Origin of the sequence: Methylophaga sp. UBA1464, assembly GCF_002325665.1 — a bacterium.
GTDB lineage: Bacteria > Pseudomonadota > Gammaproteobacteria > Nitrosococcales > Methylophagaceae > Methylophaga.
In genome coordinates, this window is the sequence record NZ_DCSO01000045.1 from 117989 (window position 1) to 135317 (window position 17329).

17 protein-coding genes are annotated in these 17329 nt (G+C 47.2%); 7 read left to right on the plus strand and 10 right to left on the minus strand.

Features of this window, described 5'->3' with window-relative positions; genetic code table 11:
* The 3 genes from thyA to B3O33_RS05270 form a co-directional block, all read right to left on the minus strand.
* Positions 1-368: thymidylate synthase (gene thyA, locus B3O33_RS05260; RefSeq protein WP_292363141.1), on the minus strand; the 368-nt coding region annotated here is incomplete at its 3' end.
* A 247-nt stretch (positions 369-615) separates the two neighbouring features.
* Complete coding sequence (locus B3O33_RS05265) at positions 616-1554, minus strand: sigma 54-interacting transcriptional regulator (RefSeq protein ID WP_292361284.1); 939 nt, start codon at positions 1552-1554, stop codon at positions 616-618.
* Between the two features lie 15 nt (positions 1555-1569).
* On the minus strand, positions 1570-2325 hold the full coding sequence (locus B3O33_RS05270) for a sulfite exporter TauE/SafE family protein (protein WP_292361285.1): 756 nt from the start codon (positions 2323-2325) through the stop codon (positions 1570-1572).
* 319 nt (positions 2326-2644) lie between these two features.
* On the opposite strand from B3O33_RS05270, the gene B3O33_RS05275 reads away from it, so the two are divergent.
* Positions 2645-3049: a c-type cytochrome gene (locus tag B3O33_RS05275; protein WP_292361286.1), complete on the plus strand. Its 405-nt coding sequence runs from the start codon at positions 2645-2647 to the stop codon at positions 3047-3049.
* 45 nt (positions 3050-3094) lie between these two features.
* On the opposite strand, the gene B3O33_RS05280 is transcribed toward B3O33_RS05275, so the two are convergent.
* From B3O33_RS05280 to B3O33_RS05310, 7 genes are all read right to left on the minus strand, one after another.
* The gene (locus B3O33_RS05280; protein WP_292361287.1) at positions 3095-3628 is read right to left on the minus strand and encodes a hypothetical protein; all 534 of its coding nucleotides are present in this window, start codon (positions 3626-3628) and stop codon (positions 3095-3097) included.
* A gap of 54 nt (positions 3629-3682) precedes the next feature.
* Positions 3683-5188, minus strand: a complete 1506-nt coding sequence (gene ppx / locus B3O33_RS05285) for an exopolyphosphatase (protein WP_292363142.1) — start codon at positions 5186-5188, stop codon at positions 3683-3685.
* Positions 5189-5389: 201 nt separating this feature from the next.
* Entirely contained in the window at positions 5390-6097 is a 708-nt protein-coding gene (gene phoU, locus B3O33_RS05290; protein ID WP_292361289.1) for a phosphate signaling complex protein PhoU, read from the minus strand.
* Positions 6098-6299: 202 nt separating this feature from the next.
* Positions 6300-7589, minus strand: coding sequence for a phosphate regulon sensor histidine kinase PhoR (gene phoR / locus B3O33_RS05295; RefSeq protein WP_292363144.1), 1290 nt, complete (start codon positions 7587-7589; stop codon positions 6300-6302).
* Between the two features lie 12 nt (positions 7590-7601).
* Positions 7602-8294 (minus strand): phosphate regulon transcriptional regulator PhoB, encoded by a 693-nt coding sequence (phoB, locus tag B3O33_RS05300; RefSeq protein ID WP_292361291.1) that lies wholly within the window; start codon positions 8292-8294, stop codon positions 7602-7604.
* An 85-nt stretch (positions 8295-8379) separates the two neighbouring features.
* Positions 8380-9600: an organoarsenical effux MFS transporter ArsJ gene (gene arsJ / locus B3O33_RS05305; protein WP_292361292.1), complete on the minus strand. Its 1221-nt coding sequence runs from the start codon at positions 9598-9600 to the stop codon at positions 8380-8382.
* 61 nt (positions 9601-9661) lie between these two features.
* Positions 9662-11311, minus strand: coding sequence for an inorganic phosphate transporter (locus B3O33_RS05310; RefSeq protein WP_292361293.1), 1650 nt, complete (start codon positions 11309-11311; stop codon positions 9662-9664).
* A 136-nt stretch (positions 11312-11447) separates the two neighbouring features.
* Here B3O33_RS05310 and dsbD point away from each other — a divergent pair, with 136 nt between their 5' ends.
* The 6 genes from dsbD to dusB all read left to right on the plus strand — a co-directional run.
* Complete coding sequence (gene dsbD, locus B3O33_RS05315; RefSeq protein ID WP_292361294.1) at positions 11448-13295, plus strand: protein-disulfide reductase DsbD; 1848 nt, start codon at positions 11448-11450, stop codon at positions 13293-13295.
* 126 nt (positions 13296-13421) lie between these two features.
* On the plus strand, positions 13422-13865 hold the full coding sequence (gene aroQ, locus B3O33_RS05320; RefSeq protein ID WP_292361295.1) for a type II 3-dehydroquinate dehydratase: 444 nt from the start codon (positions 13422-13424) through the stop codon (positions 13863-13865).
* 3 nt (positions 13866-13868) lie between these two features.
* The gene (gene accB, locus B3O33_RS05325) at positions 13869-14339 is read left to right on the plus strand and encodes an acetyl-CoA carboxylase biotin carboxyl carrier protein (RefSeq protein ID WP_292361296.1); all 471 of its coding nucleotides are present in this window, start codon (positions 13869-13871) and stop codon (positions 14337-14339) included.
* Between the two features lie 54 nt (positions 14340-14393).
* Complete coding sequence (gene accC, locus B3O33_RS05330; protein ID WP_292361297.1) at positions 14394-15734, plus strand: acetyl-CoA carboxylase biotin carboxylase subunit; 1341 nt, start codon at positions 14394-14396, stop codon at positions 15732-15734.
* Positions 15735-15745: 11 nt separating this feature from the next.
* Entirely contained in the window at positions 15746-16615 is an 870-nt protein-coding gene (gene prmA, locus B3O33_RS05335; protein ID WP_292361298.1) for a 50S ribosomal protein L11 methyltransferase, read from the plus strand.
* Positions 16608-17329, plus strand: a 722-nt coding sequence (dusB, locus tag B3O33_RS05340; protein ID WP_292363145.1) for a tRNA dihydrouridine synthase DusB, incomplete at its 3' end; no start/stop codon positions are given. The genes prmA and dusB, both read left to right, overlap by 8 nt.

Sequence of the window (17329 nt, forward strand, 5' to 3'; positions counted from 1 at the left end):
GGGTTATTTTTCAGTCCCTCGACTAACGCCAGGATCTGATCATAGGTTTTACCATCAGCTCCTTGCCAGTTTCGCCATTGTGCGCCATAAACCGGGCCGAGTTCACCGTCCGGTGTCGCCCAGTCATCCCAGATTGATACGCCATTTTCTTTCAGATAACGAATATTGGTTTCGCCACTGAGAAACCACAGCAGCTCATGCAGAATACTGCGAATATGCAGTTTTTTGGTAGTCAGTAAGGGAAAGCCTTCCGCCAAATCATAACGAACCTGCCGTCCAAAAACGGACCGGGCACCGGTACCGGTCCGGTCGCCTTTATCGACGCCATTTTCAATCACATCGCGAAGTAAATCGAGATACTGTTTCATGCCTGTTTACTCATTTATTGCCGTGCCGCTACTGTAAACTATCGGCACTTTTTTCGCACGGACTAGGACCTGTTGATCAGTCATTGCCACCACTATTGAAAGCTATTTTTTTGTCCATCAAGGCGGAAATGTTGCAATGTCGTTGTTCAGCATAAATTTATTCCCAACACAGTTGGTCGGAAAAATGGTCCCAGCCCTACGGGTTGAGGCGGCGATGAAAGATAAACAGACAAGGCCAGGCTGATAATTATCTGGCTTCGTCAGACAGACCGTATTTCTGCATGCGATAAAGCAGCGTATCGCGGGTAATGCCTAACAGTCTGGCAGCCTTGGAACGATTTCCGGCAGCCATTTCCAGTGCCTGTTCAATCAGGTCCAGCTCCAGCTGCGCCAGATCGATCCCTTCTGGCGGAATATGAAATTGCTGGGTGGCAGATGCAGATTTCTGCTGCATTTCTGCGGGCAGATCTGCCAGCTGCACCATGCTGCCGGGCTGCAATAAACTCAGCCGCTGACAGAAATTGGATAGTTCACGGACATTTCCTGGCCAATCATAGCGTTGTAATTGATATAGGGTTTCTTTGGCAAAGCGCAGTGGTGCATTGTTGCCGGCAAATTGTTTGGCAAAATACGTTAACAACAGCGGTATATCTTCATTGCGTTGCAGTAATGGTGGCAACTCCAGAGGTACAACCTGCAGACGGTAATATAAATCTGCCCGGAATCGCCCAGCCTTGACTTCAGCTGGCAAATCCACGCTGGTAGCGGCCAGAATACGTGCATCAATTACATGTAATTTATGACTGCCTGCTAACTGGCATTCTCCGGCTTCCAGAAATCGCAACACTTTGGCCTGAACGCTTAATGGCAAGGCATCCACTTCATCCAGAAACACCGAGCTGCCCTGTGCGGCGAGTAATCGTCCCGGCTCAATCACTTCACCAGCAGCATTGGCACGTCCAAACAAATCCACTTCAGCCTCCTGCGCCGGCAAAGCGGCACAGTTAATGGTCACCATGGGTTTATCTGAGCGTCGGCTCAACTGATGCAGGCTTTGCGCCACCAACTCCTTGCCCGTCCCGGTAGCACCCGAAATCAGCACACTGGCATCACTCAGGGCAATCATCGGTAATACCCGCTGAAGATGGGTTATTTGAGGGGAATGGCCAATCATTTCTATTGTCATTCTGTCATACCCGACTTAGTGTTGGTGTCCGACATGTGAGTCATCATCAGCAGGTTCAGTTACCTGCTGCATCTCTGAGTGATCATGATGTTCATGTCCGCCATGCGGCCACAATAAAACCAGCAGAGCCATCATGATAATCATGATGCCAGCGAATTTACGAAACAGTAAATTACGGGCTAATGAGGCCAGCAAGCCGGCAAACATCCCGGCACCCATCACTGCCGGCAAGGTACCCAAACCAAATGCCAGCATCACCGATGCAGCGTATAAAGGATCACCTGTGGTTGCTGCTACTGCCAGTCCGGCATACACCAGACCACATGGTAGCCAGCCCCAGACTGCACCTAATAAAAAGGCCTGTTTTAAGGTGCGTACCGGGAGCAGTTTTTGGCCGATGGGCTGTAATTTTCGCCAGATAGGCGCACCGATTTTTTCAGCATGGGCAAACCTGGGGAACCAGCCGGCCAGATATAAGCCCATACCGATCATCACCAATACGGAGAGATAGCGTAAAAACGGCAAACCATCTATTTGTGCCAGTGGTGAAGCAACTAATCCGACAAGCCCTCCCGCAATGGCATAACTGAGTATGCGGCCAACGTTGTAATTCAACACAAATGGCAACATTTTGCGTGGCTGTTCACGAATGTGCGCCGGTAAGGTCAGTGTTAATGCACCGATAACGGAACCACACATGGCAATGCAATGTGCCGAGCTGAACAAACCAAGCAAAAAAGCCGTGATTAACGAAGTCGTAAGTGCATCCATTTATGTAACCTGAATTTCAACTAGCGGACAGATTAACACTTTAACCCTGTATTTTTTGTGTGATTTGACATACAAGAGCCGCAAAAAACACATTTTTCATTTATTAGCATTTACTAAACTATATTTGAAGGTTAAAGAGTATGCTGTTCAAAACAGATTGAATGGTACAGAACCATGTTAATTAACACAGCAGTTTCCAAATGACCGGAAGATTGAATCAGGGTTTTGACCGTTGTAATCGAACATTGACTATCCGTTGCCCGCATTAAAAGCGGATGACTCTCAATGACCTGATTATTGATATTTATGGGGGGACAATATGCAAAAAAATAGTCTAAAACCAAGTAGTTTAGCCATTATCGCAAGTCTGCTGGCTTTCAGCCCTTTCAGTCTTGCCGACGATAAGCCTTATACCGTAACCGATGGACAGGCTTTGGATAGTGCAACCTTTAATGGCTATAAACTTTATCGTAACTGGTGTGCCCGCTGTCATGGCACCTATGCACAAGGTATGGTGGGGCCCAATCTGGCGGATAGCTTGAATGTCATTTCCAAAGATGAATTTATCGCCTCTGTTACTCACGGCAAGATGGGACAAATCGGCATGATGCCAGCCTGGGAAAGTAATCCCCAGGTGATGGAAGGCATGGATCAAATTTATGCTTACCTGAAAGCCCGTGCTGATGGCGCAATTGGCGAGGTTAAACCCAGCAAAGCCAAGTAATCTGTCATGGTTGGCTCTGACGTTATGTCAGGGCCAACAGTCTTATTATTGTTGTATATGAAAAAGTGCCTGACGACGTTTTCCATCATCGGTGACAAAACGAAACTTCAGTGTGCTGGCAGATTGCAGCTGCTGCAGATTGACCGTTTCATCGTTCAAGACAAAATCAACAGTTTCAGCACGTCGATCGGCGGTAATTGTAGTAAATACATCGCGCTGTCTGACTTGCTGGAAACCTTTAGGTAAGGGCTGCGCCTTTCCTTTGATGAATAATTCATTAGCTGAAGGGGAAACGTCATAAAACACTGTTTGCCGGGCTTTAGCGGGTGAACCGCAACTCAAATTGCCATGTTCAAGAGAAACAGGTGTTTGCTCATCAAGCTGTAGCAGAATGAGTTCATTATGAGCAAAGCTGGCAGTATGTTTATCACTGATAATCAGCGACCCCCAATATTGACCATCTTTGGTTTGACTGATGGTAAAGCGATCGCCGGTTTCGCTCAGGTATAGCTGCTCTTCTGCCCAAAGCGGCAGGGATAACATCAAGCCTGAAACAAATACACAAACTGATCGCCACATAAAACCACCCTTATCTATAAGAGATTGACTGTTGCAGTGGAGTGAAATTCCAGATTAATCACGAATTTTCAGGCGAATATCAATTTCTTTTAGCTCCTGTCTTTCCTGCATCAAGTCCGCTTCAGTCAATGGATGTTCTTCCAGCCAGCCGGATGGCAGTGTCAATATCAGAGAATTACGATGCAAACTAAGGCCAACATGCGTATCGGTCTTTTCACTTCGACCTCGATTAAACACCAGTGACAAACGCAGCAAAATCGTCAATCGCATTGTGGCCTGCTGCATCTCATCGGACAGTTGTTTGATATGTTTACGTGGAAAACTCCGGCGCTGACCTCTCACCATCGCGGCAAGGGCTTGCTGCTCTTCTCTGGAAAACCCCGGCAGATCGGAGTTGGCAACTAAATAAGAAGAGTGTTTGTGATATTGATAGTGCGAAATCTCCAGCCCCACCTCATGGAGCTTGGCTGCCCATTGCAAGCGCTGCAATTGTTCTTCGGTATTGATTTCCCATTCGGCGGCAACCTGTTCATACAACTCGGTGGCCATTTTGCTGACCCGTTCGGCATGAGACTCATCCACATGATAACGACGAGCCAAAGCATTCACTGTGCGATCGCGTTCATCATCATGCTGAATACGACCTTGCAGATCGTAGAGCAATCCTTCACGTAATGCACCATCCGACACAATCATGCGTTCAATTTTCAATCGATCGAATGACGCTTTTAATACCGCAACCCCACCAGCCAGAACATTGGCTCGTTCGGGACCTAAACCTTCCAGTTGAAACTTGTCGTGATGACCGGCTTCCACCATATGGGCAATTATTTTATCCAGCGCTTCGGCGGTGATCACACCGTTTTCACTCCAGCTCTGGGCTGTCGCGATACTGGCCACTGTGCGAATAGTTCCGGAAGCACCGACTGCTTCGACCCAGCCCAGATTCTGGTATGGGCGCTGAATAGAGCGCAGCTTGATAGCAGCGGTTAATAAAGCAGCCTGCATGCGTAATTGACTGACCGTGCCATCTGTAAAAAACCGTTGAGTGAAACTGACACAGCCCATTTCCAGGCTTTCACGGCGCAATCCATCTAATCCTTCGCCGATAATATATTCGGTACTGCCGCCACCAATATCCATCACCAATCTACGACTATTATCAAACGCCAGTGATCGCGACACGCCCAGATAGATCAGTCGGGCCTCTTCCTCGCCGGTGACGATTTCAATAGGATGCCCCAGCGCCTGACGCGCCTTACGTAGAAATTCACGACTGTTTTCAGCCACCCTAAGGGTATTAGTTCCTACCACCCGAACTTTACCAGCAGGTAAATGACGAACACGCTCACCAAAACGCTCCAGACAAGCAATGGCACGGTCCTGGGCTTCATCAGACAGCTTATTTTGCTTATCCAGCCCGGCCCGCAACTGCACCATCTCCCGCAGCCGATCCATTATCTGGAAGTGGTCATCACGCAGGCGGGCAATAATCATATGAAAGCTGTTGGAACCCAGATCCACAGCGGCAAGTACATCAAAATCATCAGGTGTTTCCATAATCTCAGCTTTGTTCTAGTTGCAAGCATTCTGCCTGACTCTTTTCTGTCATACCATTATTGATATTCAGGATGGTGCAGGAGAAGTATGGTTAATACCGTTGATATCATTCAAAGTCTAATCAAATGATGATTTAGGATCTGTTGTATACCAGGATAGGACTTGGGATATTAAGTAGGCTAGCCGAGAAACCACTTAATTTTATTTTTGTTTTATGACCTGTTCCATTTTATCAATACTCAAATGACGCACATCTTTGCCTTTGACAAGATATATGGTGTGTTCAGCAATATTGCGTGAATGATCGCCGATACGCTCCAAAGCCCGTGCTGACCACATCATATCGATAGCACGACTGATTTTTCGAGGATCTTCCATCATGTAAGTCATAAGCTGTCTTAACAGGCTTTCATACTCCTCATCAACACTGTTATCTTCACGGGCCACTTTCAACGCCAGGTCAGCATCCTGTCTGGCAAAAGCATCCAGCGAATCACGCAACATGGTTTCTACATGCATACCCAGCCTTCTTAACTCACGGTAATTTTTATTTGGGCGATCCTTTTCCGATAAATTAAGTGCCATTTTGGCTATCCGCACGGATTCATCACCCACACGCTCTAAATCGGTAATGATTTTTGAAATAACCGTCACCAGTCTCAGATCTCCGGCACTGGGTTGACGTAATGCAATGATACTGATGCAGCTTTCATCTGCAGCAAGATCGCATTTGTTGACCTCATCATCACCACTTATGACATCACGCGCTAAATCGGTGTCACCCGTCAATAATGCCTGCATCGCGTTGCTTACTTGTCTTTCAACCAGGCCTCCCATCGCTAATAATTGACTACGAATATCTTGTAATTGCTTTTCAAACTGCTGGGAAATGTGCTGATTGGTCAACATTAAAGATATCCTTGTAAGATCAATTTTTATGGATTGCAGAAGCGTTAATTTGTATTCGAGTTAAATTTTACAAATGATGATTATGAGTCATTAAGTTTGTGGACACTTAATATGAACAATTTGTTTTCAAACTGGGGCTATTTTATAGCAAAGGCGTTTCATTAATATCATTGTAAAACGTAATATTAATGACAGAAAATCATTAAATATCTGGGGCAGAAATTGCTTTTTCTGTTGGAAAAATACAGCGAAAAGCGGCGCCTTCCCCTAACTCACTTTGTATCTCCAGCCGACCTTTATGCCGAGTGACAATATGTTTTACGATAGCCAGACCCAACCCCGTACCACCGCTTTCGCGATCCCGACCGTTATCCACACGATAAAAACGCTCAGTCAGCCGCTCCAGATGATGGCTCGCAATCCCGTCACCATCATCAATCACCTCAATGACACTTCCCTGCCCATCAACCGTCCAGTTAATCGTGATTTTGGTACCGGCGGGTGTGTATTTCACGGCATTAAAAACCAGATTTGAAATTGCGCTGCGTAATTCATCTACATCAGCCAATAACCATTTATCCGTCCGGCAATTTAATGTGATTTGATGATCCTGAAAACTATCAAGACGTTTCACATCATCAACAATACTTTGCAGTAATCTACTCACATCTGTCGGCACATGATGTAGAGGCTTGTCGCCCGTTTCAAGCTGAGATAAAGCTAACAAATCTTTGATCATCAGATGCATACGCAGGGTTTGCTGTTGCATGACGGGCAAAGCTTGACGCCACATGGCTGGATCACTATCAACATCAAAACTCTCAAGATAGCCACGTAAAACAGTTAAGGGGGTGCGTAACTCATGAGAAACATTGGCGACAAAATCCCGCCGCATTCGTTGTAACTTAATGGTCTGAGTGACGTCCCGGGCGATAAGAAGGCGATCATTATCAGCATACTCAACCAGTTTCAATTCCAGTTGGGTAGCCTGATTTTTAGGAGAGGTGATCTGCGTTGTTATATTTTTATCAATCGGCATATCCAATAGTTTATGAAACGCCGGATCACGCAACAGATTATTGACACGCAAATTTGCGTCACGAGGCCAATGAATACCCAACAGTGCTTTGGCAGATTGGTTCGCCCATTCAACCTGACCAAATTCACCGATAACAACAATACCATCAGGTATGGCTGCTGTCGCCGTTTTGAATCGTTTCAAATACCCGGTGAGTTTCTTTTTACGATTACTGTTCTGCAAGCGCATGCGCTCAATTTGGCGCCGAACATCATCAATCACACCATCTGCCGAAGGCGGGCGGTTTTTATTGGTTTTCAATAACCAGTTTTGTAAAAGTGTCCACTGCCATTGAAGCCATAATGCATAGATCAGTGCCGCCACAAACAAAAAGGGCATCATATGGCCCAGCACCAATCCCAGAAACCCGGCTAAGCTCAGCAGGGTAATTAAACGCCAATAATCCCATTGCATTCGACAATCCTGCTATTCAGCAGAAAAACGGTAGCCAACACCGCGGACAGTTTGTACGAGGTTGTCATGACCGCTGGGTTCCAGCGCCTTACGTAGCCGCCGAATATGCACATCCACCGTGCGCTCTTCAATATATACGGTATCCCCCCAGACGAAATCCAACAGCTGGGAACGATTGTAGGCTCGTTCGGGATTTTTCATAAAAAAGTGTAGTAAACGGAATTCGGTCGGCCCCAGTTCTATGCGTTCACCATTGACCGACACCCGATGGCTCTTGGTATCCATGACCAGTTCACCCATCTGCAGTTTCTGCGCGTCGTCATCTTCCATCGGACGGCAACGCCGTAAAACCGCTTTAATGCGGGCTATCAGTTCGGGAGGCGAAAAAGGTTTGTTGATGTAATCATCGGCGCCAACGCTCAGACCTTTGACCATATCTTCACTTTCACCTTTAGCGGTGAGCATGATGACCGGAATTGAAGCTAAAAACTCATTGGCACGCAGACGGCGAATAAATTCAATACCATCAATTCCGGGTAACATCCAGTCCAGTAAAATCATGTCAGGCTGCTGATTTTTCAGCCATTCCAGTCCGGACTCAGCATCTTTCGATGCTTCACAGGTAAAACCAACCTGACGCAGGCTGAAGGTAATCATGTCACGAATGGCAGCATCATCTTCCACCAACAAAACCGATATGCTCATATCTTGCAAATTCCTAATCCATCTTTAATTAGAATAAAGCTTAATGGGAAATTATTACAATCTGATAACAGCGCTGAAAGCTTTATCAATACTGAGCTTGGCGGGGTAACAATTTTGAAATAATACTGGCGGCCAGAATCATCAGCGCAGAAATCACCAGACAGGCTGCCAGTCCGGCCACCTGATAAACCCAGCCGGATAACAAAGTACCAAACAGCCGGCCTGCCGCATTGGCCATGTAATAAAATCCGACATCCAGTGAAACCCCTGCCGCATCGGCATATGAAACTATCAAATAGGAATGGATGGCAGAGTTAATGGCAAATACCGCCCCATAGACTAATAAACCTGCGGTTAACGCTGGCAACACAGCCCATTGAAAATAAACGGTCATCGCGATAAGTAATGGCAGAACCATTAACGGCAACGACCATAGCCAGACATGATAACCGTCAGGCGCATGCTGTTTGGAAAAACCGGTCAGTTTCGGTGCCAATGCCTGCACTATGCCATAAGCGATAACCCATGCTGCCAGTAACGCGCCTACATAGATGGCCGGCCATTGCAGTTGAGCATGCAAAAACACCGGTAAAGCCACCACAAACCAGATATCACGGGAACCAAACAGAAAAAACCTGGCCAGCGACAATCGATTGACCGCGGCACTTTTTGACCAGATATCGCTGAACCTGGGTTTATTTTTGGCTTTACCCAAATCGCGCTGCAGTAACACAATACTGAGAATTAACACCACTAACAGCACGACAGCCATTGTAAAAATGGCTCCACGAAAGCCGATCCATGAAAGCAATGCTGCACCGACAAAAAAACCCACCCCTTTCAGTGCATTTTTGGAGCCGGTGAGAATGGATATCCATTTAAATAAAGTAGATTGGGCGTTATCCGCCACCAGCATTTTGATGCTGGATTTAGCGCTCATTTTATTAAGATCTTTGGCGATACCGGATAATGCCTGTGCCACCATCACATAGGCTACGGTGAGCCATTGCGGATCCACCAAAAGCATCGCCAGAGCGATGACCTGTAATAACAAGCCCAGATGCATGGTGACATTAAGCCCTAATCTGGCTGCCAGCCATCCGCCGACCAGGTTTGTCACAATGCCGAAAAACTCATAAAGCACAAACAGCATCGCCACTTCCAGCGGGCTGTAACCTAGCTGGTGGAAAAACAGCACCACCAACATGCGTAATGCCCCATCAGAAACGGTAAATGCCCAGTAGCTGAATGTGACCACCAGATATTGCTGAATAGCGACGGGTAGGGATTTGAGTTTATTCAGCATATCGACTGTGCTCTGACAAATGGTTTAAAACACAGAATATGTCAGATTGATGAACATTTGATTACAGCATAATGCCTTTGATCATAAAGAAGATGCAGGCTGATAATGTAGCAGCGGCAGGGACCGTGATAACCCATGCAGTTACAATTTTTTTCACCATATCGCGTTTTACAAACAGGTTTTTCTTGTCTTTCTTTAACAGCTTTTTGGCTTTTTTCAATTCTGCTTTTTCTTCATCAATTAAGCGAAATAGCTCGGTGATACGTTGATATTCTTCAACCGTTTTCGATGGTTTTTTCTCCAGCTTTTTCAGCTCATTACGCAATGCGTTCAGCATTTTTTTATCATCTTTGATTTCAGCTTTTTCCCGATCAATCTGTCTTTCAATTTTATTTGATTCATCCAGCCATTCACGCAGGAAACCCACCCCAAACACACCACCAATGGCAACATGAGTGGTGCTGACCGGCAAACCAAGCTGACTGGCGATAATGACTGTTAATGAGGCCGCCATGGCAATCGAATAGGCGCGCATCTGATCCAGTTCGGTAATTTCACCACCGACAGTTCGAATCAACCGTGGACCATATAAACCCAAACCAATCGCAATACCCAATGCGCCCACGGCCATGACCCAGATTGGAATACCAGCCTGAGACGTAATGCCGCCCGTCATAATCGCATCGTTAATAGCCGCTAAAGGCCCAATCGCGTTTGCCACGTCGTTGGCACCATGGGCAAAACTTAATAACGCCGCGGCAAAAATCAATGGAATGGTGAATTGTGCGTTGACGCTGGCACGATCATTTTTCATGTGTGGCAGATTACTGCCAATGGTCTTTTTAACAATCCAGAACACCAGAACGCCGATCATTAAACCAATCAGCATGGCAATAAGAAAACTCGGTTTACCTTGCGGAGCAATCGTCACCATCGGCAAACCATTGAGAGCGGCAACAAAACCGCCCCAAACCTGATTAAGCCCTTTAATGACCAGATAGGTGGAAAACGCCCATGCCATAACGGCGACATAGATAGGCACCCAGCGATATGAAGCCTGAACTTTATCCTCGCGGAAAATGATGGTTTTTTTAATCGCCAATAGGAATGAAGCTGCAATTATTCCGCCCATCAATGGCGAAATTATCCACGAGCTGACGATGGCGCCCATGGTGCCCCAATCAACAATACTGAATCCGGCCGCGGCCATACCACCGCCCATAACACCGCCGACAATGGAATGGGTAGTGGATACCGGCGCGCCGGCAAACGTAGCCAGATTCAACCATAACGCTGCCGCCAGTAATGCCGCCATCATGGCCCAGATAAAACTATCGGTATCGGTACCAAACTGGTTGATATCTATGATGCCACCTTTGATGGTCGACACCACCTCACCACCGGCAATAAAAGCGCCTGCGGCCTCGAAAATCATCGCAATCATGATGGCGCCGCCCATGGTCAATGCTTTAGAACCGACTGCTGGCCCGACATTGTTGGCGACATCGTTGGCACCGATATTCATCGCCATATAACCACCAAAAACGGCGGCAATAGCTAAAAAGAGATTATTGGGAACGCCGCCGGAAGTGGCGAAACTGTATGCCATGATGGCCGCGAGGAAAAATAAGGCAAAACCTATTCTGGCTATTTCTGCATGGCTTTTTTTATAGGCCTGCTTTTCAAGTTTATGAATGGTTTTAATTTCCACTGGACACCCGTGCTTTGCCGAAAATGTGGCTAATTATTACAGTTTAAAGACAACATGACACCCTGTTACATTCACCCGTGTAACAATCGGCTGTTAGAATGGTCTGTAACTGCAACGAATCTGTGGCGATCTTTACATGAAACAATTTTTGATACTGCTTATGCTGCTCAGCAGTTTTTCAGCTCAGGCGCGACCGAGTCTGCTGGAGAAGTTCGGGTTTAGCGATGCCGATATGCCTCCCGAAGTGGATGAAGCATTTGCCTTTGATGCGGTATTGACCTCTCCAGAAACCATTCTGGCCGGCTGGCAAATCATGGAGGGGAATTACCTTTATCAGGATAAAATCCATTTTGAAATAACTGATAGTGATGCGGTGCAGATAGGTGAATTCACCTTACCTGGCGGTGAGATGAAGAATGATGCCTATTTTGGGCTATCGGAAGTTTACACCAGCGATCTACAGCTAAACCTGCCTTTAATTCGCAACCAGACTGACGCAACCTCGGTGACGTTAACGGCTCACTATCAAGGTTGCTCTGAAACTTTTGGGATTTGTTATCCGCCTACTCGCAAGACCATTAATCTGAGTCTGCCCGCGGTTACGGATTCAGCAAGTACCGGGGCAGCGGCTGTCGAATCCGCCCCTGTTAACCCGGTCATGAACTCGAATGCTGTTAGCCAGCAGGATGAGATTTCCCAACGTCTGCAAAACGATAATCTGCTGCAGATTCTGTTCGGCTTTCTGGGGCTCGGCTTACTGCTCGCCTTTACGCCCTGTGTGTTTCCAATGATTCCGATTTTATCCGGCATCATTATTGGCCAGGGTGAACACATCACCACGCGCAGGGCATTTATTCTGTCACTTACCTATGTACTGGCCATGTCAGTTACTTACACAGCTGCCGGCGTATTAACCGGATTACTCGGCGGTAATCTGCAGGGAATGCTGCAAAATCCCTGGGTGATCTCCAGCTTTGTCGGCATCTTACTGTTGTTGTCTTTATCGATGTTTGGCTTTTTTGAATTGCAGTTACCGCATGGTTTACAACAACGCCTGCATCAGCTCAGCCATCGTCAGCAAGGCGGCACCTTAATCGGGGTCGCGTTAATGGGCTTGTTATCAGGATTAATTGTCGGACCGTGCCTGGCACCACCACTGGCCGGCGCATTGTTATTTATCAGTCAGCATGCCGATCCGATATTAGGTGGTGCAGCATTATTTGCGATGAGTATCGGCATGGGCATTCCGTTATTGATAATCGGTACATCTGCCGGGACCCTGTTACCTAAAGCTGGCCGCTGGATGGAAAATATCAAAGCGTTTTTTGGTGTGATGCTGATCGCGCTTGCCATCTGGATGCTGGATCGGATTATGCCGGGATGGGCGATTCTGTTTATGAGTGGTGCTCTGTTGATTATCAGCGCAGTATATCTGGGCGCACTTAACAGTCTGCCGATTGAAGCCACTGGTTGGCAAAAACTATGGAAAGGTCTTGGTTTACTGTCACTTATCAGCGGTGCTTTATTGCTGATCGGCAGCGCCAGTGGCGGAAATTCCATATTGCAGCCTCTGCATAACCTGACAATCGGCAATGCCAGCTCAACAACCACAGCAAAATTGCAGTTTACCAATGTGAATTCAGTTGAAGAGCTTGAATCAGCGCTAAGCCAAAGCAATCAACCGGTAATGCTGGATTTTTATGCAGACTGGTGTACCGATTGTAAGGCTATGGAGCAAACCACTTTTCGTGATCCTCAGGTTGTCAGCACCCTGCAGAATTTTACGCTACTGAAAGTCGACCTCACCGATAATACCGATGCGCATCAAGCGCTATTAAAAGCCCTTCGCGTCTTTGGACCGCCAAGCATGTTGTTTTATGATAAAAATGCTAACGAATCAGCCTCTCATCGTTTGGTTGGACATGTCTCTGCCGCCCAGTTGAACGCTCATCTGGCGGATTTCCTTGCTCAATCAACAAAATAGTGAGAATGCCTGTATTTCGGCGAAATTAGCGACAAAAAGCCGGATTTTTCGTTAAAAAGCTGGACAATAAAGCGCTGGCTAGTGCAAAATCCCGCCTTATATTTCCAGCGTTGGTGTGTTGTCGTTATGGCGAAATTTCTAGTATTGCATGGCCCCAATCTGAATCTGCTGGGTCAGCGCGAGCCTGAAATTTACGGTGCCACAACCCTTGATGATATCAACACCCGACTGCAACAGTTGGCGCAGGCTGACGGACACCAACTCGATTGCCTCCAAAGCAATGCCGAGCATGAACTTATTTCGGCTATTCAGTCAGCACGCCAGCAATATGATTTTATTTTAATAAACCCGGCAGCATTTACGCATACGAGCGTGGCACTTCGTGATGCTTTAGCTGCGGTGGCAATACCTTTTATAGAAATACACCTGTCCAATGTGCATCGTCGTGAAGCATTTCGCCAACAGTCCTATTTTTCAGATCTGGCTGTCGGTGTAATTTGTGGACTCGGAGCACAAGGTTATGAATTGGCATTACAAGCTGCCATTAAACACACCAACCCTCAAGGCTAAATCATGGATATTCGTAAAATAAAAAAATTGATTGATTTGATTCAGGAATCGGATGTTGCTGAAATCGAAATTTCTGAAGGTGAAGAATCTGTTCGTATCAGCCGCGCCAGCACTGTCCAACCACAACAACAGTATTTTGCTGCGCCACAACCTGCATCAGCGGCACCCAGCACGCCCTCTTTTGCCAGTGAAGCCGCCACTACAGCAGCAGCGGCCGCAGCTACTAAAACCTCTAACGAAGCCAATGCAGTGCGTTCGCCAATGGTTGGCACTTTTTATCGTTCGCCGTCACCTGAAGCGGCTTCCTTTGTAGAAGTGGGTCAGCAAGTTTCAGCCGGTGATGTCATTTGTATCATTGAAGCGATGAAAATGTTCAATCAGATTGAAGCCGATCGCAGCGGAACCGTTAAAGCTATTCTGGTTGAAGATGGCCACCCGGTTGAGTATGACGAACCATTGATCGTTATCGAATAATATTGCTGACAGCTCCGGCTGTTATCGCAAGCCAAAAACTGCGGATAAAACAACATGATTGATAAAATTGTCATCGCTAATCGTGGCGAGATTGCTTTGCGTATTCTCAGATCCTGCTGGGAGCTGGGTATCAAAACCGTGGCCGTCCACTCAGACGTGGATCGTGATTTGAAACACGTGCTACTGGCAGACGAAAGTGTCTGTATCGGCCCGGCACCATCCGGTCTCAGTTATCTGAATGTACCGGCGTTAATCAGCGCGGCTGAAATCACCGATGCCACAGCAATCCACCCTGGCTATGGTTTCCTGTCTGAAAATGCTGACTTTGCTGAACGTGTCGAAGAAAGTGGTTTTATTTTCATTGGTCCCCGTCCTGAAACTATTCGTATGATGGGTGACAAAGTAGAAGCGATTAAAGCCATGAAAACCGCTGGTGTACCGTGTGTTCCCGGTTCGGATGGCCCCCTGGGCAATGATGATCAAACCAATTTACGTCTGGCACGTGAAATTGGTTACCCAATTATTATCAAAGCAGCTGGCGGCGGCGGTGGACGCGGTATGCGTGAAGTTCACAGTGAAGCGCATTTGCTGAATGCGATTGCCTTAACCAAAAGCGAAGCTAAATCCGCGTTCAGCAATGATATGGTTTACATGGAGAAATTCCTGGAAAACCCACGCCATATCGAGTTTCAGGTACTGGCAGATGAGCATGGTAATGCCGTCCATTTAGGTGAACGTGACTGTTCTATGCAGCGCCGACACCAGAAAGTCGTTGAAGAAGCACCTGCACCAGGCATCACTTCCGAAATGCGTGATCGTATGGGTAAAGTCTGTGCGGATGCCTGTATACGTATCGGTTATCGCGGTGCCGGCACGTTTGAGTTCCTCTATCAGGATGGTGAGTTCTATTTCATTGAGATGAATACCCGCATTCAGGTCGAACACCCGGTCACAGAGCGGGTTACCGGTGTGGATCTGGTTGCTGAACAAATCCGCATTGCTTCTGGTATGCCACTTTCTGTGAAACAGGAAGACATTGTGATGCGCGGTCATGCCATTGAATGCCGTATTAATGCAGAAGATCCACGTACCTTTATGCCTAGTCCGGGTCTGGTTACGCATTATCATGCGCCAGGCGGCGCTGGTATCCGCATGGATTCACATCTGTACAGCGGCTATCGTGTACCACCAAATTATGATTCATTGATAGGCAAGCTGATTGCCTACGGTAATACCCGTGAATCAGCGATTGCCCGTATGCGTACTGCGCTCAAAGAAATCGGCATTGAAGGCATCAAAACCAATGTTGAACTGCAACGTGACATTATGGATGACACGCATTTCCAGACCGGTGGCACCAATATCCACTATCTTGAAAAGAAACTCGGACTGTAAGTCCGTCCGTTATGGCCTGGATCCAACTTATTTTCACCAGCTCACCGCAGCAGGCAGAAGCGTTATCTGATGCTCTGTCTGAGAGCGGTGCAGCGGCAGTCACTTTTCAGGACAATGCCGATCAGCCTATCTACGAACCCGCTATAGGCGAAACACCTTTGTGGTCTGCGACCTCGGTTATTGCATTATTTGATGCTGAAACGGACACTGACGCGCTACTGACCTCACTGCAATCTCAGCTAACGGATTTACCTGACTGCCGCATTGAAGCAGTTGAAGATAAAGACTGGGAACGTGAGTGGATGGACAATTTCAAACCTATCTGTTTCGGTGAGAAATTGTGGATCGTGCCCAGCTGGCATCAACCACCGCAACCAGAAGCCATTAATATCTTGTTAGATCCGGGTTTGGCGTTCGGTACTGGCACTCACCCAACCACCGCTTTATGTCTGCAATGGCTGGATCAGGCTGATTTAACCGGTAAAACAGTCATTGATTACGGCTGTGGCAGTGGCATCCTGGCGATAGCTGCTGCCTTGCTTGGGGCCGATAAAGTGATTGGTGTGGATACCGATCCTCAGGCTCTGGAAGCCACTCAGGCTAATGCTCAGCGTAATGGCGTGATAATTGAGACCTATTTGCCGCAACATTGCCCGACTGTTGAATGTGACTTATTGCTGGCGAATATTCTTGCGGGTCCGTTAATTGAACTTATGCCGCGTTTTATCGAGTTAACCCGTCCTCAAACTCAGCTGGTGTTATCCGGACTTTTGGATGTTCAAGCCGAGACATTACGCCAGCATTATCAAACAGCATTTGATATGGACTCCCCCGTTGTGCTGGAAGAGTGGGCACGTCTGAGCGGTATTCGTCATGGCTGATAAAGCTTTTTCTATAGGGCCTTACACCTTGCCCAATAATCTGTTTCTGGCACCGATGGCAGGCGTGACCGATCGGCCATTTCGCCAGCTTTGTCGCAAACTCGGTGCCGGCATGGCGGTTTCGGAAATGATTACCGCCAATAAAGCCTTATGGGCCAGCAAAAAATCATTGTTACGCGCCAATCATGAAGGTGAACCTGAACCACGTAGTGTGCAGATTGCTGGCGCCGATCCGCAGATGATGGCTGAAGCAGCACGCCATAATGTGGCGGAAGGCGCGCATATTATCGATATCAATATGGGCTGTCCGGCAAAAAAAGTCTGCAATGTCATGGCCGGCTCGGCTTTGTTACAACATGAAAAACTGGTCGGCGATATTCTGGAAGCCGTTGTTCAAGCCGTTGACGTTCCGGTGACCTTAAAAATTCGTACTGGCTGGGATCGGGATAATCGCAATGGGATACGAATTGCCAGAATTGCTGAAGATGCCGGTATTCAAGCCTTAGCAGTACATGGTCGAACCCGCGCTGATGCCTATAAAGGTGATGCTGAATACGACACCATTGCTGAAATCAAATCACGCATTGGGATTCCGGTGATTGCCAATGGCGATATTGAAACGCCACAGAAAGCCTTAATGGTCTTGCAAAAAACCGGGGCCGATGGGTTAATGATTGGTCGTGCAGCGCAAGGCAACCCTTGGATATTCCAGCA

Excerpts from the sequence above, each read along its gene's own strand:
- ppx (WP_292363142.1), bottom strand. The coding sequence starts at position 5,188 with ATGGAAACACCTGATGATTTTGATGTACTTGCCGCTGTGGATCTGGGT.
- dsbD (WP_292361294.1), top strand. The coding sequence starts at position 11,448 with ATGAAACAATTTTTGATACTGCTTATGCTGCTCAGCAGTTTTTCAGCT.
- aroQ (WP_292361295.1), top strand. The coding sequence starts at position 13,422 with ATGGCGAAATTTCTAGTATTGCATGGCCCCAATCTGAATCTGCTGGGT.
- phoR (WP_292363144.1), bottom strand. The coding sequence starts at position 7,589 with ATGCAATGGGATTATTGGCGTTTAATTACCCTGCTGAGCTTAGCCGGG.
- phoB (WP_292361291.1), bottom strand. The coding sequence starts at position 8,294 with ATGAGCATATCGGTTTTGTTGGTGGAAGATGATGCTGCCATTCGTGAC.
- accB (WP_292361296.1), top strand. The coding sequence starts at position 13,869 with ATGGATATTCGTAAAATAAAAAAATTGATTGATTTGATTCAGGAATCG.
- arsJ (WP_292361292.1), bottom strand. The coding sequence starts at position 9,600 with ATGCTGAATAAACTCAAATCCCTACCCGTCGCTATTCAGCAATATCTG.
- B3O33_RS05280 (WP_292361287.1), bottom strand. The coding sequence starts at position 3,628 with ATGTGGCGATCAGTTTGTGTATTTGTTTCAGGCTTGATGTTATCCCTG.
- accC (WP_292361297.1), top strand. The coding sequence starts at position 14,394 with ATGATTGATAAAATTGTCATCGCTAATCGTGGCGAGATTGCTTTGCGT.
- B3O33_RS05265 (WP_292361284.1), bottom strand. The coding sequence starts at position 1,554 with ATGACAATAGAAATGATTGGCCATTCCCCTCAAATAACCCATCTTCAG.
- B3O33_RS05270 (WP_292361285.1), bottom strand. The coding sequence starts at position 2,325 with ATGGATGCACTTACGACTTCGTTAATCACGGCTTTTTTGCTTGGTTTG.
- phoU (WP_292361289.1), bottom strand. The coding sequence starts at position 6,097 with ATGTTGACCAATCAGCACATTTCCCAGCAGTTTGAAAAGCAATTACAA.
- prmA (WP_292361298.1), top strand. The coding sequence starts at position 15,746 with ATGGCCTGGATCCAACTTATTTTCACCAGCTCACCGCAGCAGGCAGAA.
- B3O33_RS05275 (WP_292361286.1), top strand. The coding sequence starts at position 2,645 with ATGCAAAAAAATAGTCTAAAACCAAGTAGTTTAGCCATTATCGCAAGT.